Below are 16,598 nucleotides of genomic sequence, written 5' to 3' on the forward strand. Positions count from 1 at the left end.
CAGAGAGCCGCCGGGGCGGAGTTAATACCCGTATCAGACTTGCAGCACGGCGTAGCGCAGGTAGAGCCGGCGCATAGGGGGCGGCAGGTTCGCCACCCAGGGCCAGGCGCTGGCCCTGCCGTGCTGACCCGCACAGACCGGGTAAGGAACTAGGCTTGGCCCCGCGACGATAATTGCTGCCAGCGCATCGGGCTGCGGGGCCGGGGCGGGAACCTCGACGGTCGAGGCGGCCGTGACGTACTCGTGGCTTTCGTGGGCGAAATTCTGCCGGGCTTCGGCCGCGTCCAGTTCGCACACGCCGCCCAGGTAAAGCAGCCCAAGCAGAAAGGCGAACGAACGAAATAGCAGGCGCAACGGCAGCATAACAAGGGGGAGTCGCCCAAAAGTAAAGGATGGCAGCTATCTAGCCCCGGCCAGGCTGTAACCAGTTAGCCAACAGGCTGTTTAACTAGCTCCAGCTTTAGCCGGATTTCTTAACGTACTCGCTAGCAACTCAATTGCAAGGCCTGGAAGGCGGCTACCGGGTCGGGGCTCTGCCACACCGCGCCCAGCGCGGCCGCGCCCGCAAAACCCATTTCTCGCACAGCGCCAAGGTTGGCCGCCGCAATGCCGCCCAGGGCCAGCACCTGCGGCCGGTAGCTGGGCCGGGCCGCCCAGCGGGCCAGGGCCCCCGGCAAGGTACCTAGATCGAACGCCGCCCCGTAGCCGGGCTTGCTGAGGCTATCGAAAATAGGGCTCAGGAACACGTAGTCGTAGCGGCGGCGGTGCTGGGCCACCTCAGCCAGGCTGTGGAACGACGTGGACAACGTAAAGTCGCTGTCCGGCCGCCAGGGCGGGGGCCCGGCCGCCCGCCGCCCGGCCGGGAGGTGGGCCCCGCGCAGGCCGTAGTGCGGTACTAGCTCGTAGTGGCTGTGCAGCACGAGCCGGGGATGAAATTCTTCCGGAATGGCCTCAATGTAAGCCGCCAGCTCCTGGGCCGGGGCCCCCGGCTTGCGCAGGTGCAGCGCGGCCAGACCCGCCGCCAGCAGGGCCCCCGCTACGTGGGGCTCGGCGGCCGCGGTGGTGGGCGGCGTGATGACAAACAGCTGCATGGCCGGCGGCTTAGAGGCGGAACTGGGCCCCCACGCGGATGCCGAAGTTGCGGGGCTTGGGTTCGCCGAGGCCCGTGCCCAGGGCGTCGCGGTAGGTAAGGCGGTGAATGAAATCGATGCGCACGAACTTGAAAATATTCTCGATGCCGTAGCCCACCTCCACGTAAGGCACTTTATCCAACGTGGCCAGTGGGGCCTGGGGGCGGCCTTGGACGTCAAGCGGCTGGCGCTGGTTCAGAACGCTTAGGCCGCCGTATAGGGCGTTGGCGGTGGCCACCAAGCGCCAGTTCAGGGCCCGGATGCCGGGGATGGCGTTTAGAAAGATACCTTCGAAGTGGTGGTCGAGCCGCAACGAAAGCGAGCGGTCGGTAACGAACTCGAAGTAGTTCATCAGGTTGAAGGCGTTGGCGTTGTAGAACGGCGTTTGGTTGCCGAGCGGAATTTTGAGGAATAGCGCCGGTAGGCGGTCGGGGGTATAGCTACCCTCGGCGCGGTAGTTGAGGCGGCCAAAGTGCCCCGCCGACACGCTGTGGCTCACGAGTAGATTGAGCTTCTGGTACGAGCTGCCGCCGGCGCCGGTGAATAGGTCGCGGGCCCCCAGCATGTAGCGGAACGTGAACACCGGCCACCGCTTCAGACCGATGGCGCGGCGGCGGTTTTCCGACTGCACCAGGTTTTCGTCGGGCGCGTAGCGCGACTCAAACACGATTTCCGAAAGCGTGATGTCGGGCACGATGCGGTTTTCGCGGCGGTACACGAAATCGTTGAGGAACCGAATGTTCTGCTCACGCACCGTCACCGTTTCGGTGAAGCCGTGGAACAAGTCGCGCTGCACCGACCCCAAAATCAGGTCGCGCAAAACGGGCTTGCCCTCGCTGAACTTGCCCCAGCGCGAGGCCGCTACAAACAGGTTGTTGTCGGGCAGAAAGTCGTTGTCGAGCAGTGCGGCTTGCTCCACATCGTGCCGGAACTCGCCGCTAAACACCGTCCAGTGGCGGCGTTCGGCAATGTAGGCGCTCTTCAGGCCGTACTTCACCCGGCCGTCGCGGGTGCCGTAGGCCACGTAGGCCTGCGTCACGGTGTTGCGGCTGATGGCGGGCGTAGTGCGGAAGCCTAGCCGGAAGCGGTTGCCCTCGTAGTCGTTGTGGGCGTAGGAGTTGATGATGGGCCCCAGCTCGAACTTGCCCACGTGCTTGTAGCCGTTCACTACCAGATCGATGAGGTCTAGCGTGCTGCGCACCGACGGCAGCTCGCGGGCCGAGTCGAGCACGGCGAAGGTCTGCCGCTCGCTCAGGTTCAGCGTATCGGGTCGGTGCTGGTCGAAGTAGCCGTCGCCGGCCTTGGCCTGCCCGCTGATGAGGCCCAGGCTGCCGCGCCCGTTTTCGGCCGGCTCCATGATGGTGGACACGATGGGCCGGTCGTAGAACCCGCCCTCATGCGGCTGGTTGCGCACCACGTTGCTGGCCACCGTGGTGAAGCGCACGCGCATGGCGGCCTGCTTGTCGTAGGGCCGTATGCCCACCACTAGCTTGGTGCGGGTGGCCAGCCCGGGCCCGTCGGCGGGCGGCGTCAGCTCCTGAAAAATGCGCAGGTCGCTCACGAAGTTAATGTTGGCGTTGGGGTTGGCCGCCAGGTCTACGCGCCGCAGGGCGTAGCCGGTTTTAGTAATCCAAATGGTGCCCTGGAAGGCCAGGTCGTGGCTGCGCTTGGGGGCCACAGTCAGCTTGTAGCACTCGTCCTGGCCCACCAGCACCGAGTCCACCAGCTCGTAGTTGTAGGTAATGCGGCCGCCCTCGGCAATGGGCGAGATAAAGTCCTTGCCCAGAATATTTTGCCAGTTGGGGTAAAAGTCGAAATTCTCGAAGTTCGAGCCCAGCATCTGCGACAGGATGGAGCCCTCGCGGGGCCCCGCGCCGCGCATTTGCTTGTGCTGAATATCTTCGCGGCGGCGCAGGGGCCCGTAGCGCTGGTACACGCGCGAGCCTACTTCGGAGGCAAACAGCGGCAGGGGAGCGTCAGCGTCGGAAGCTGCGGCGGCGCCCTGGCGCACGGCCAGCGCCCGGATGTCGCGTACTACCTTGCGCTTGGCCAACGCGGGCGGCAAGTCGGTGAGGCTCACTTCGATGCGGTTATAGGCATCGTATTCGGCGGCACTCAGGGTTCCGCGCTCGTTCTGGGGCTTGTGCTTTTGCACCTCGCGCAGGATGCGGAAGGCCGGGTTTTCGCCGGGGCGCACTACTACTTCGGCGAGGGCTACGCCGCCGCCTTTTTTCAGGCGCAGCAGCACCGTTTGCTCGGCGTCGGCACTGAGCTTGCGCCGGGCCGTGAGGAAACCCAGCGACGACGCCGCTACCGAATCGGCGGGGCTGCCCAGCACCAGCTTAAACTTGCCATCCACGTCGGCCGTGGCCCCGGTGCTCGTGCGCGGCACAAATACCGACGCAAACGGCACCGGCTCGCCCGTGGCGGCTTCCACCACTTGCCCACGCAATATAATTCGCTGGGCCGCGGCCGGCAGCGCCAGTAGGCACCCCAGTAGCAGCGAAGCCAAAAACTTCATAGAAAGGACGGTTGGGCCCACCAACATGGTCTGCCGATGGGTACGCAAGTTACGCAAAGTACCTGCGGCCCCAAGTGGTTCCGTCGCCGCGCAGATATTTTTTCTTGGCTCCGTCCTAGGGCCCTGGGTCCCAAAAGAAAAGCGTGGCCCCGGCCTAGCTGGCCCGGAGCTGGCCCGCAAAATTCGCCATCACGCCGTCGATGGACAAGTGCGCCTCGGCGTAGCGGCGGGCATTACGGGCGGTGGCGGTGTGGTCGTGGGCGAAGGCGTTGGCGAGGCCAGCGTTCAGGGCGGCCTGGTTTTCGGCTTCCACCAAAATGCCCATTGCGTGCTGCTGCACCAGCGCATGCATGCCCGAGCCGGGGTTGGAGGTGATGAGCGCCACCCCGCCCACGGCCAGCACGGTGGTGAGCTTGGAGGGCATCACCAAATCGCCGGCGTTGGCTTTTTGGATGACCAGGTGCACGTCGGCGATGTTGAGGAAGTCGTTGAATTTCTCGAACGGCTGCAACGGCAGGAACACCACGTTGGGCACGTCCAACTCGCGGGCCAGGGCCATCAGCTTTTCCTTGTAGGGCCCCGAGCCGCAGATGACAAACTTCACGCGGGGCTGAGCGCGGAAGGCCACCGCGGCGTGCAAAATGGCCTCCAGGCCCTGCTTCTCGCCAATGGCACCCGAATACAGGGCAATGCGGTCGGTGGGCTGGAAGCCGAATTCCGTCTTCAGCCGGCCGCGGTCGGCCACAGGGTAAAACTTAGCCACGTCGGTCCAGTTCGGAAACATGGCTACGGGCCGCGTTGTCTTTTCCTGGATTTTGGCCACCATGCCTTCGCCCACGCTGGTCACCAGGTCGCTGCGGTTGAAAATGAACCGCTCCAAGCCAAACAGCAGGCCGATGGCTTTTTTCGATTTGATCATACCTAGGTCGCGGGCCGCCTCAATTTGCAGATCCTGAATGTGGTACGCCAGCCGCCCACCGCGAATTTTCTTATACAGCACGCCCAGCAGCCCAAACTGAAACGACGGCGCCACGGCCACCACGTAGTCGAACCGGGGCCCCACCAGCAGCCGCAGCACCTGAAAAAAAGCGGAGAGCGAAAACGAAAAATCGAGCAGCATCCGCTTGAGGCCGGTGGGCTTGGCCGGCACATACATCGGGCAGCGGTACACGGTCACGGCGGCGCCGGGGCCCAACTGCTCGGTTTCCTTCTGGTACCAGAAGCGGCGCTTGCGGTAGGGGGCCTGCACCGCCCAATGCGGGTAGTAGGGGTAGGTGGTCACAACGGTGCAGTCGTAGCCATTCTTAGCCAGCCAGGCCATCATCTCGCCGCTGTACTTGCCAATGCCCGTGGGCTCGGGGGCGTAGTTGTAGCCGATTAGCAGCACGCGCTTCCTCGTCATAATAGTAAATAACGTTTATAGATAGAAGCGCAAAATTACCTCAGGCTGGCTGCATCCGGCGCGCGCGCACAAAAACGGCAGGGTTACCGGTGTATATTCCCCAGGTATCCAGCGACTTGGTGGCCACCGAGCCCACCGTGAGGATGGCGTGCGCGCCGCACGCCACGCCCGGGCACACCACCGACTGGGCCCCCACCCACACGCCGTCGCCGAGGCGAATAGTGCCCAGTCGGTACGGGAAGTTGGGCACCGTGTAGTCGTGGTTGCCGGTGAGCAGCAGCGCCCCCTGCGACACGCTCACGTGGCTACCGATGGCCACGTCGGCCAGGTTATCAATCCACACCGACTCGCCCAGCCAGCAGTGGTCGCCGATGGTGAGCCGCCAGGGATTTTTGATGCGTACCCTGGGCTTAATGACCAGGCCTACGCCCACCCGGGCCCCAAACGAGCGCAACAGCCAGGTTTTGAGCCCGTAGGGCCACGGAAAGGCGCTGGCAAACACGTAGTAGTTCACGAAGTACCACAGCAGCACTTTGAGGCGGGGCCCCGCGCGGTAGTCGCCCGGGTCGAATTTAGAGAGGTCGGTTGTTGCGGGCATAGGCCGTTGGTTATGTAGGAATTAATTGCCCTCGTCGTGCTGGTACGCCAGCCAGCGCATGATCTTGCGAAACAGCAATTCCCACACCACTAGGCCCAATCCTGCGCCGATGCTGTTGAAGATAACGTCGTCGATGTCGGTGACGCCCACGTGGAATACGTATTGCAACGTTTCGATGAGCACGCTCACGGCCACGCCGCAGCCGAAAAGAACCCTCCGGCTGCGCAGGCCCGTCACGCCAGCAAGAAGCGTGGGCAGTGGCAAAAAGAGGACGATGTTGCCAAAAATATTGCTCCAGTAATTCCACCACCCAATGTCGTCGATGTTGCGGTGGTCGCGGATGGTGCCGATGAGCGGCATCAAGTTCACCATGTTGGGCGACCAAACCAGGATGCTGCGGCGGCGCGCAAAAAAAACGATATACACCAGCACGGCGGCGTAGAGGGCCAGGGCCAGCCACAGCAGGGCCCGGACGGCGGGTTTGGTACGGCGGGGGGTGAAGCGCATGGGGGTCGGTGGGGCAGGGTCCGCTGCGTAAGAGCGGGAGGAAAGGCAAGCCATTAGTCCCGGGCCAGGGCCGCCAGCAGGCGGTCGGCGGCATGGCCCATGGCAAAGTATTGTTCAAAAGCCGCGCGGGCGCGGCGGCCCATGGCTTGCTGCTCAGCGGGGGAAAGCGCCGCCCAGCGGGCCAGCAGGCCGTGCGTGCCGGCGGGGGTGTCGTCGGCCACCAGGCCCGCGCCAGCTGCCTCAATTTCGCGCCAGATATTGATTTGGTTGGAGATGAGCACCGGCGTGCCGCAGGCAAGAGCTTCCACCACGGCAATGCCAAAGTTCTCCTGGTGGCTGGACAGCACAAACGCCGCCGCGCCATAAAACGCGCCCCACTTGCCATCGCCGGCCAGCATGCCCGGGAATACCACCTTGCCCGCCGGGGCCCCCGCGGCCAGCGCCGCCACCCCCTGGCCGTAGGGCGTATCGAGCCCGGGGCCGGCCACCACCAGCGGCGGCGCAGCGGGCCCCGCCGCCCCGCCCGCATAGGCCTGCACCAGTAAATCGACGCCTTTTTTCTCGTGGATGCGGCTGAGAAATAGCAAGAACGGCTGCTCGGTAGCCGCGGGCAGGGCAGTGGCCAAGGCCGTGCGCATGGCCTCGGCGAAAGCGGGGGGCTCCTCCACGCCCAGGCCTACCACCAGCTCGCGCCGGGGCCCATAGGGGCGAAAAGGTTCGCGGGCCAGGCGGCGCTCCTCTTCGCAAGTGAAGAGCACGCCGGTGGCCTCGTTCACCACCGCGCCCTCCACCAGTTTCCAGTACGCCCAGTTGCGCGCTGCCTTCAGCCGGCGGCCGGGGGCCCGTTGGAAGTACGGATCGAGCATGCCGTGGGGCATCACGTACAGTGGCGGCGCGCCGGGGCCCTGCCGCCGCCAGGCCTGCCGGGCGGCGTAGCTGATGTACAGCCACAGGCCATGCACCAGCACGGCGTCGAAGCGGCCTAGGTTGGCGTCGAGCCAGGGGCCCAGGCGAGCGCTGTAGGCCCAGGGCCCCCGGCCGGGCCCCAGCGCGTGCAGCGGAAACGGACCGGCGGCGACGTAAGGCGCGGCGGGGTCGTCGAGGCTGGCCACTTCGCTGGCCACGCCCCGGGCGGCCAGGCCCGCAATCATGGTGCGCACGGCCTGGCACACGCCCCCGGCCCGCGGGTCCATGTCGGCGGTGAGGTGCAGAATGGTCATGCGGCGGTGGGGGTGCGAACGATGTCCTGGTAAATGGCCTCTATTTGGGCCAGCGAATGGGCCGCCGTGAAGCGCTGGGCATTGGCCAGCCCAGCCGCTACGGCCTGCGCCCGCGCCTCGGGGCCCAGGGCGGCTACTTGCTCCACGGTGCGGGCTGCGTCGGCGGCCCAGGCGGTGCCCCCGGTAGCCGGCCGGCGCGGAATCAAAAAGCCCGCGGTGTCGGCTACTTCCGTCATGGGGGCCTCGGCGGTGGTCACCACCGGGCAGCCCGAGGCCATGGCCTCGGCAATGGGCCAGCCAAAGCCTTCGGCCAGCGACGGAAACAGGAAGATTTGTGCCCCGGCGTATGCCTGGCGCACCAGCGCGTCGTCGGCCTGGGTAAGGAAGTGCACATCGGCACGGTAGGGCGAGGTGGCGTGGTCGGCCACCAGCGCGGCGTCGGGGGCCTGGCCAATGAAGAGCAGTGGCCAAGTATGCGCGCTCAGGGCACGCCAGGCATTATAGAGCTCCAGCACGCCGCGCCGGTTCTTGTACCATTGGTTGCCGCCCACGTGCAGTAGATAGCCATCGGCCAGGGGCAGGCCGGTTTTGGCAGCCAGATGGACCCGCGCCGCTCCTGGGTCCTGGGGCCCGAAAGCCTGGTTGAGGCCGTTGTACACCACGTCGGAGCGCACCGGCGGGGCCGGCAGAAAGCGCTGCAAGTCGGCAGCGGTGCTGCGCGAAACGGAAATAAAATTACGCGCCTGGGTATAGCCGCGCCGAATCAGGGCTTGGTACTGACGGCCAGTCCAGCCGGTGGGGTTCTCGGGGATTTCGCCGAGGGCCGAGCGCTGGGCCAGAAAATCGTGGCAGTGCACGGCGTGGGGCCGGCCAACTACCAGCGGCACCCAGGGCCCCAAAGCGTGGTCGGTAAACACAAACAGCGTATCGGGTGGGCAGGCCCGCAACCGGCGCCGCACCTGCGCCGGAAACGCGGCGTACTGGTCGAGGTAGCCCAGCCACTTGCGCAGGGGCCCCGGGGCCGGCAGGCGCGAAAAAGCCGCCTCCGGGGCCCATACCACCACCGTGTGGCCGCGGGCGGCCATACCGTCGGCCAGCATCTGGGCGAATCGGGGCATGCTCTGGTGGCCCAGAAAGGCGGGATGGGCGAAAAAGACGATGTTCATCAAAAGCAAAAGTTAGCGCAAAGAAGGGCCCCGGCCCGTTGCCGCTGTTCCGGCCAGAACAGCGGCAATGGACCGGGGCGGGCGCTGGGCGGCCACCATCAGCCCGCCCAGCAGCACACTGAAGCCCAAGGCCGTGGGCTGGGCCCATTGCCCCTGGGCCAGCGTGAGCAGCCCGAAGCTGACCAGCAGCCACGCCAGAAACTGGCCCTGGACGAGTTGCCGGTAGGCGCCGAGCGCAATTTTAGCCATTAGCCCCAGGCGCAGAAAAATAACCGTGAGGCCCAGCAGGACGCCTAGCTCGCCAATGTTACGGGCCCATTCCTCTTCGGCAATAAGAAATCCGCGGTCGCCGGAGCTCGAAACCAGGCTGCTGCCCACGTTGGTGCCCAAGCCGATGCCGTAGCCAAAAAATGGCTCGCGCGCCGAGCCCGAGCCCGTGAGGGCCCCCACCATGCTGCCCAGGTACCGGTCGCCGAGCGTGCCCTTCACGCCGCCTTCAAATTCGTTGGCCGATTCGATGCGGCTGGTGAAGGCTTCGAGCGGTGTTTTTAGTACGCTGGTTTGGCTCAGCGGAACCAGGGCCAATACGCCCACCAACAGCGCTGGCACAATACGGGCCAGGTAGGCCGGCCGGCGGGCCGCGGCAAACAGGGCAAACAGCAGCGAAATGATGATCTGAAACAACAGGCCCCGCGAAATGGAAAACGGAATGGCCGCCAGCATCCCAAGCGAAGCCCCAATCAGTGCCAGCCGGTTGGCCTTGCCGGTGTTCAGCCAGAAATAGAAGACGAAGCACGCCAGCAAACTGTAAAATTCAGTTGTGCCGTTGGTGAACGAAAAGGTGCCAGGCGGCCGAAAGAAACCCATGGCCCCGCTGAAGCCGGCGCCTTCCGTGTCGCCGCCCACGCCGCGGTTCACCCAGGCCGACTGCGGGCTGTAAAATTGCAGGCCGATGAGGACCGTCATGGGAATGGCAATCCAAAGCATAGCTCGCCCGATGCGCTCTACGTCGGCCCGGTCGAACACGCGCCCAACGACGAAAATGAGGGGGAAGTGCAGCAGAAAAATACGGGCCCCATACACGGCCACCGGCAAGTTGCCATGGCCAAAGAGCAAGGCCGTAAAAAAGCCAACCACTCCCACCACCGTCATGCCCGTGAGGTAGATATTGGCTGGCAGCAGCCCCTGCCGCCAAGTAGCCAGAACAAGCCACAACGCCAGCGGGTCACGGATAACGAGCAAGGGCGACGCCAGGCCGGGCAGCACCCATTTGCGCAGCGCGCCCTCGAAGAGTAGCAGCAGAAAATAGGCCCAAATGCCTTGCTTGAGCCGTCGCGTAGGGTCGGCGGCGCGGTGCGGTGCGGCCGGCGAAAATTGGGCCGAAGCAGCTGGAAAGTGTGCGAGGGAAGGCGTCATGGGGGAAGGCATTGGGTGGGGCTACCGGGCCAGGGCAGCGGCGAGTTCCTGCCCGTAGGCCGCCCACGGCCGGCGGCGGGCCGCTTCTTGGGCGGCGCGGCCAGCCTGGGCCACGGCGGCGGGCTGGTGCAACAGGTTGGCCAGGGCGGCCTGCAATGCGTCGGTTGAGCCGGCTTCGACGAGCCAGCCGCTGTGGCCGTGCTCGATGAGGTCGGGGCCCGCCGTGCGGTCGGTGGTGATGACCGGCGTGCCCTGCGACATGGCCTCGCTGATTACCAGCCCGAAGCCTTCGAACAACGACGGAAAAGCCAGTACGTCGTGGGCCCGCATCAGGCGCAGCACCTCGGCGTGCGGCAGGCTGGGAATCCAGTGGTGCAGGGCCAGGGCCGCGTCGAGGGCCGGGCAGGGGCCCCCGGCCTTGTGGCCCACCACGGTCAGCTCCACGTGCGGCGCCAAGGCTGCCACGGCCGCGAATAGGTTGGCCACGCCCTTGCGCTGCGACAGGCTGCCCACAAACAACAGCTTTAGGGGCCGGCCGGTGGGCGCGCTGTACGTGCGGGGTTCGCCCACGGCCGGGAAGCCGTAGGGAATGACTTCAATGGGCGCCAGCGGGCCAGAGTAGTCACATAGGGTATTAGCGGTAAATTTACTGGCCACAAAAATACGATCGGCCAGGCGCAGCTCTTCGTCTTTGCGGGCCAGCTTGGCGTCTGAATCGCCAAAGCCTTCCAGCGTGGGGGCCCACGCTGGCCACCGCTCGCGCTCGGGAGCTAGCAGCCGCCGCGCCGCCCGCCAGTACCCAATGGGCAAGTCGTAAAAGCACGTCAAGCCAAGACCTTTGGCGGCCTGGAAAGCACCGGCCGCGCCGTCCTCGTAGGCGTACACGCCGGTGGCGCCCTGCCGGGCGGCGTTCGCTAAACTGCCCGCCACCCGTCGGTCAAGGCTCTGGTACACGGCATCGACAGAGAAGGGGCCCACCTCGGGGCGCGTCAGCGACGCCAGGCCGGTGCGGCTGGCCAGCAAGCGGCCGGCTTCGCGCCAAGGCCAGGTGTGCGTAAGTGGGGCCAAGGCGGCCTCAAAGCCGCGGCGGCGTAGCTCGGCCAGGGGCCCCGCGGCACCCAGCCGGTCAAGTAGGCTGCCCGGAAAAGCCGCAATGGCGGTATGAAACGCCGCCAGCTGGCCGCTCTGCTCCAGCCCGGCCGCGGCGGCGCGCACGTTGGCGTTGCCAGTAGGGTGCGAGAAAATGAGTTTACCGGTCATGGTTTAATAATCCTTGGCCCAGCGGAGAACTCTGCACGTCAAGGTGGTGGCCAAGAATTTGGGGAAAGTAATAATAAACCTTGGTAAGCGGCGACGGAAAACCTTGTCGCGTGGGGCCCCACGGGTGGGCAGGGCACCAGACTGCGGTGCCGCTCAGGAAGGAAGTAATTTATTCCGAGCCTGCGGCGTAGGGCTAAGCCTACGCTGTCTGTGCTTCACGTTTCGCCCGCTGCATTTTAAGAATGCTGTAGGTTATCAGCATAGTAAGTTGAACGCAGATTACCAATATGTTGAGCACGATGATACCTTTTAGCGTAGAAACATCGAATAGCGCCACGCCAGCGGCAATCGACAGAATGCTGACTGGAATAAAAATTAAGGGGTTGATGACCCACCCCCGAAAAGTGCACAGCGAAAAAGCGGCGCCTTGCATCAGACTGAGTGCGCCAGCACCCATATTAAGCACCATTTCGGTTTTTAACGCCGCGTAATTTTTACCCAACACCCAAAGCAGCTGATTGGCGAACAACCACGAGCCGCCCACAATGCCAAGGGAAAATATCACTAAGCCAGCCTGGAGCTGCAAGTACCGCTTCAGCAGCACCGGCGAATTACTAGGCAGCCGCGCAAACCTTGGCGTAATCAGCGTGCCAAACAATGCCCCGAAGACGCCAATGCCCATGGCCAGCCGGCCCAGGGCTCCTATTTGGGCCACGGCTGCGGTAGACCCCGCCAGTGAAATAAGCCAAATCGTAATTTGACCCGACAAACAGTAGTAAATCGCATCGGGTAGCAAGCGCTTCACGATGGACAAAATCTCCCGGCGAACCACTGGGTCTGGCGCTTGATGCCAATCGGCGTGTACCAGCGATAGCTTGCGGAGCCATTGGTTCGACCAAATTTGGGGAAGCCCCGCCGCAAGAATGGCCACGAAAGCCCATGGAAACGCAAAGAGCGTTACGCACAGCATGGCCAGCCGCCCGATGTTGCCCCCGACTTGGATTTTCTGCAACGGCACAATGTCTTGGTGCAGCCGCGGGGCCACTTCCAATAAGTTGCCGGAGAGCGAGGCGAGAAACGCAGGAATGAGCGCTGCCACCAGCAAAAACGACATCGTCCAACTGGCATCGTGGTGCCGTAGTAAATAAACTAGCGCTGGGGCAGCAATCAGCAAGCTTCCCACCGCAAATTTTCTGCGCAAATCGAGGCCAGTGGCAAGCACTGCACCCATTTGGATGCGATCTTGCCACACCCGGGCCCCCTGCGACATAACCCCGTTGGTGATGCCGCCATCGGCGAGGACGACCATCGTCCCCAGCATGGTATTGGCAAGCGTGTACAGGGCGTACTCTTTCGTTGGCAGCAGCCGAATAACCAAGATGCCGCAGGCAAAGCTGACGGCCTGCACCACCAGCTGCGCCGACCCGGTGATGCTGGCCAATTTCCCCCACGCCATCAACTTGGCAAATTCGGGATAAGCCGTAATCCGTTGAAAAAAACCTCGGGTAAAATACGTTTTGTTCGATACAGGCATAAATACAAAAATAGGAGTGGGTCCAGGAGCTAATAGTTAGTTCTTAAGCCCACTATATATTAAGCTCTTATTTCTAGTGAATTACTCCGCTTAGCAGCTTTATTGGCCGACTTTTCATCGTAGCCATATCCATAAGCGTATGAATCTTTATTTTTAATGTCATTCAATACGATCATACTGTGGCAAAGCGAATTACTGCGATATATACTATCAATGATGGCCAGCTGTTTTTTGTAGGTATAATTGCAACGAACTAAATAAATCGACGAATCCACCGCCGAGCTAAGACTCAGCGCATCGGCTACCAAACCCACTGGCGCAGTATCTAAAAGAATGTGGTCGAAGCTTAAACGTAATTCAGCTAATAGCTCTCCCAGTTTAGGCGACATCATCAGTTCAGCCGGATTCGGAGGTATAGGGCCCGAGCTGATGGCCATTAGGCCCGGGATTTTATTCGAAGCCTTGAGAAGGTCGTGAATCGGCACTTCATTCGATATCAGGTAGTCGGTCAGGCCCGGGCCAGGGGTCAGGTCCAACTCCTGCGACAAAGCCGGCTTGCGCAAATCCAATTCAAGCAGCAACACGCGTTTGCCTGCCAGTACCAGACTGGCGCCTAGGTTGATAGTAAAAAAAGTCTTTCCTTCCCCACCCATTCCCGACGTCACCAAAAGAACTTTGTTTTCGCGTCCGCCGGCAGCAAACGATAAGTTAGCGCGGATAAACCGGAACGTTTCCGCGGCAGGGCTGCGGTTGCTCTTGCTCAAGATGATGCCACTGTCGGTGCTATGTGCCAATTCGCCAAGGATAGGCGTCTGGGTGAGTTGCTCCACCTCCTGACGGGTTTGCACCTTATCGTTGAGAAGGTCTTTAATAAAAATTCCGGTAAACGGCACCACAATTCCTAGCAGTATCGACACAAGGTACAGCAGCTGTTTGTTGGGACTTACCGGATAAGGTTCAACTGTTGCCACATCAATAATACGAGAATTGGAACTGGTTGCGGCTAAAACCAGCGCAGCTTCTTCCCTCTTTTGCAGCAGGTATTCATATAATGTTTGCTTAATGGCTTGTTGACGAGTAATTTCTAGTATCTCCCGCTGGATAACGGGCACATTGCGAATGCGTGACGAAAACTGCCGGGAATTCGCCTTTAAGCTATTGCTGGTGATAACCAAGCCGTTTTTAATATTGCGAAGGTTTTCAAGGATATTCGCCCTTAGATTAGTGATCTGCTCATTTATTGACTGTACTATTTGATTACCGGGCTCAGCTGTGCGCAACATCCGTTCACGCTCCATTTGCAAATCGTTGAACTTCGTGATAAGCCCGGTTAGCGTTTGGTCTTGAATACCTAGGGTGCTGGGTACCAATTGGGACTGGCCAGGGCCAGTACTCTGGCGTAAATAGTCTTCTATAGACTCTAAAACACTTATTTGGGTAGCCCAATCGCTCAGCTTACGAGTATTTTCGCCAGCCTGCGCCACGTAGCTCGATGCTTGGGTACTTACGTCCGCTACTTCATTCTGGCTTTTGTATTTTTCTACCCGGTTCTCTACGCCGCTTAGTTCAGCAGTAAGATTACTTAGTCGATTGTCTAGGAAGCTTATCGTGCTCGTGGCAGCCAAATTTTTATCCTCAAGCGCTTCTTTATTATAGTCCTCCAGTAATTTGCTAATAACAGCTTTGCCACGCTCAGGCAGGGCGTCAACTATACTTACCAGCAGAGCGTTGCTTTCCTTTTTTATGGGAGCAATCGTAAGGTTACCATTAAACTCATCAACTAAGCTGCGGGGAGAGCGGAAGCGAACAATAATCTTCTTACTCTCTGATCCTTTTTGTTGGATATAAGCGGAAGTAGAAACGATCGTGAAAGTGCCATAAGAAGTGGTAATTTGTTTTCCAAACTCATGGGAAACATTTCCTCCCGTAAGATCATTTAAAAAAAACGAATTATTGGAAGTAGGTTGAACAACAATAGTCTTATCAAAAGCAGTGGAATCTAAATTATTGATAATAAGCTTAATTGATAAATTTCGCTCGTACACTTCCACATCTTTGAAACGCCCTTGCACATAATAGCTAGTATTTAGCGATAGCTCATTAACCACTCGCAGCATCAAGCTTTTTGACTTTAAAACTTCTATCTCATCGTCAACACTTTTTGTAGCTTGAGTGGCTTCAGAAGCCGTGAATTTACCAGCGCCAGATAGATCAGGATTTGCTTTATTATCTTTAATTAGCAGCGTGCTAGTAACCAAAAATTTTGGTATTGCTAAATACCGCAAGTATACAATAGTGCAGCCAATTGCAATCGCAACACCTAGCAAGAACCAATACCAATACCGTGCATAGCCAGCAATAGTAGCGCTGATGCTTTTGGCGTTATTCCGCTCAGAACCTAATGGGAACATTTCCATCACTATTACTTTTAATTGTATAAATATTAGAAATGAAAATAGACTTAGCGAAAACGAATATTGGTGAATAGAATAACCAGGACGGATAATACAGATAAGTAAATAGGCAAGTTAACGGACCGCGTGCTAACCTGCAATGCCTTGGCCTTATCGGGTTCTACATATACAATATCGTTTTGCTGGAGGTAGAAGTAAGGAGAGTTTAGTGTGCTCTTGTTATTCAGATCAATGCGTGTAGTAGTTCGCACGTTATTCTTCTCTCTGATAATGAGCACATCGTCACGACGACCGTATCCCGTCATGTCGCCAGCCAATCCAAGCGCCTCCAAAATATTTATTTTTTCCGTAGGTACTATAAATGTTGAAGGTCTATTTACCTCCCCGATAACAGTAACTCGGAAGTTTAGAAATCGAATGGTAACCAAAGGCGATTTTGCTGACTTACCGACTAAACTGATTATTTTCTCAGTTGCTTCTTCTTTGGTTAATCCAGCCAATTTTATTTTCCCAATTATTGGAAAATTAACGTCTCCATTGGAATCAACCAAGTACCCTTCGTTGATCCGATTAACAGCGGCTGTCCCGGCGCTGGAACCGGCTGTTATGGGAAGCAAAATGCCGCTGTTGAAGGCTTGGTTAGTCTCGGCATTTAAGCTGCTTACAATAATGCTCAGCAGATCACCAACTTCAATTTTAGGCTCAATGCTATTCAGAATGGGGGTTTGATTGGGGGCTGTGTTGCTTAAATCGCTAAAATAAACCAGGTTTCGACCAGTTGTGCAGGCGCCTAAGGAGAAGACGGCTAAGTAAAGGGCCGCATAAACGAGTGTTTTGCAACTAGAAACTATAGATTTTGTACTTTTTGTGAACATAAATTTTTACGTAAAAATCAGGAAATTGAATTGGACAACTAGCGAAATCGGTGATGGCAAGGATTCAGGTCGAGATTGTTTATAAAGATATCAAAAAATTCTAATATCATCGAACAATTTGCTGTTTACGGTTCAGGACAAATATTGAACTTTATTTCTTACAAGAAAATCAGCCAAATTTCACCTTCAAAGGCAAAGCATATAATAACATACCAATAATGAATAGCACAATGTATTTGTATTTACTTTGATGTCCTGACTTTTTTTATTGATCCTTTGTATCCGCATTGGTACACTTAAAAAGGCGCGGTACCCAGCCGTCGCCTAGTCAGCACCTATAGGCACTGGCAGGAGGTAGTTGGGTACCGCGCCTTTTTAAGTGTATTATATTGCTTTTACAATACTCGTTACCCTTCGTTCTGAAGCTACGGAGTGGATAAATCGAGCGTTTTTGATTGTCACGCTGACGTGAAGCTATGTTAATCCTAAAGTAATATCGATTTAAGGACCCGTTGGTAAATAGCTTATATTAAAACAGACGGCCATGCTGAGTTT

The 16,598-nt window shown here is 59.3% G+C and carries 13 protein-coding genes; all 13 read right to left on the reverse strand.

Annotated features, from left to right (window positions below; all coding sequences use genetic code 11):
* Positions 1 to 33: 33 nt before the first annotated feature.
* On the reverse strand, positions 34 to 363 hold the full coding sequence (locus DDQ68_RS16285; RefSeq protein ID WP_109657253.1) for a hypothetical protein: 330 nt from the start codon (positions 361 to 363) through the stop codon (positions 34 to 36).
* A gap of 122 nt (positions 364 to 485) precedes the next feature.
* Positions 486 to 1,091, reverse strand: coding sequence for a thiamine phosphate synthase (locus tag DDQ68_RS16290; protein WP_109657254.1), 606 nt, complete (start codon positions 1,089 to 1,091; stop codon positions 486 to 488).
* A gap of 10 nt (positions 1,092 to 1,101) precedes the next feature.
* Positions 1,102 to 3,651 (reverse strand): DUF5686 and carboxypeptidase-like regulatory domain-containing protein, encoded by a 2,550-nt coding sequence (locus DDQ68_RS16295; protein WP_162550171.1) that lies wholly within the window; start codon positions 3,649 to 3,651, stop codon positions 1,102 to 1,104.
* Between the two features lie 154 nt (positions 3,652 to 3,805).
* Entirely contained in the window at positions 3,806 to 5,053 is a 1,248-nt protein-coding gene (locus tag DDQ68_RS16300; RefSeq protein WP_109657256.1) for a WcaI family glycosyltransferase, read from the reverse strand.
* Positions 5,054 to 5,093: 40 nt separating this feature from the next.
* The gene (locus DDQ68_RS16305; RefSeq protein ID WP_109657257.1) at positions 5,094 to 5,651 is read right to left on the reverse strand and encodes a WcaF family extracellular polysaccharide biosynthesis acetyltransferase; all 558 of its coding nucleotides are present in this window, start codon (positions 5,649 to 5,651) and stop codon (positions 5,094 to 5,096) included.
* A 21-nt stretch (positions 5,652 to 5,672) separates the two neighbouring features.
* Complete coding sequence (locus DDQ68_RS16310; RefSeq protein ID WP_162550172.1) at positions 5,673 to 6,158, reverse strand: VanZ family protein; 486 nt, start codon at positions 6,156 to 6,158, stop codon at positions 5,673 to 5,675.
* Positions 6,159 to 6,211: 53 nt separating this feature from the next.
* On the reverse strand, positions 6,212 to 7,378 hold the full coding sequence (locus DDQ68_RS16315) for a glycosyltransferase (protein WP_109657259.1): 1,167 nt from the start codon (positions 7,376 to 7,378) through the stop codon (positions 6,212 to 6,214).
* Positions 7,375 to 8,544, reverse strand: a complete 1,170-nt coding sequence (locus DDQ68_RS16320) for a glycosyltransferase (RefSeq protein ID WP_109657260.1) — start codon at positions 8,542 to 8,544, stop codon at positions 7,375 to 7,377. The genes DDQ68_RS16315 and DDQ68_RS16320 overlap by 4 nt, the downstream gene beginning before the upstream one ends.
* A 12-nt stretch (positions 8,545 to 8,556) precedes the next feature.
* Positions 8,557 to 9,960 carry an O-antigen ligase family protein gene (locus DDQ68_RS16325; RefSeq protein ID WP_211320162.1) on the reverse strand — a complete coding sequence of 468 codons (1,404 nt, stop codon included), beginning with the start codon at positions 9,958 to 9,960 and terminating at the stop codon, positions 8,557 to 8,559.
* Between the two features lie 21 nt (positions 9,961 to 9,981).
* Positions 9,982 to 11,220, reverse strand: a complete 1,239-nt coding sequence (locus tag DDQ68_RS16330) for a glycosyltransferase family 4 protein (protein ID WP_109657261.1) — start codon at positions 11,218 to 11,220, stop codon at positions 9,982 to 9,984.
* A 199-nt stretch (positions 11,221 to 11,419) separates the two neighbouring features.
* Complete coding sequence (locus DDQ68_RS16335) at positions 11,420 to 12,754, reverse strand: lipopolysaccharide biosynthesis protein (protein WP_109657262.1); 1,335 nt, start codon at positions 12,752 to 12,754, stop codon at positions 11,420 to 11,422.
* Positions 12,755 to 12,813: 59 nt separating this feature from the next.
* A complete protein-coding gene (locus DDQ68_RS16340) occupies positions 12,814 to 15,171 on the reverse strand; it encodes a GumC family protein (RefSeq protein ID WP_109657263.1) in 2,358 nt (785 codons plus the stop codon).
* A gap of 44 nt (positions 15,172 to 15,215) precedes the next feature.
* On the reverse strand, positions 15,216 to 16,043 hold the full coding sequence (locus DDQ68_RS16345) for a polysaccharide biosynthesis/export family protein (RefSeq protein WP_109657264.1): 828 nt from the start codon (positions 16,041 to 16,043) through the stop codon (positions 15,216 to 15,218).
* Positions 16,044 to 16,598 lie beyond the last annotated feature (555 nt).

The organism is Hymenobacter nivis (assembly GCF_003149515.1).
Classification (GTDB): domain Bacteria; phylum Bacteroidota; class Bacteroidia; order Cytophagales; family Hymenobacteraceae; genus Hymenobacter; species Hymenobacter nivis.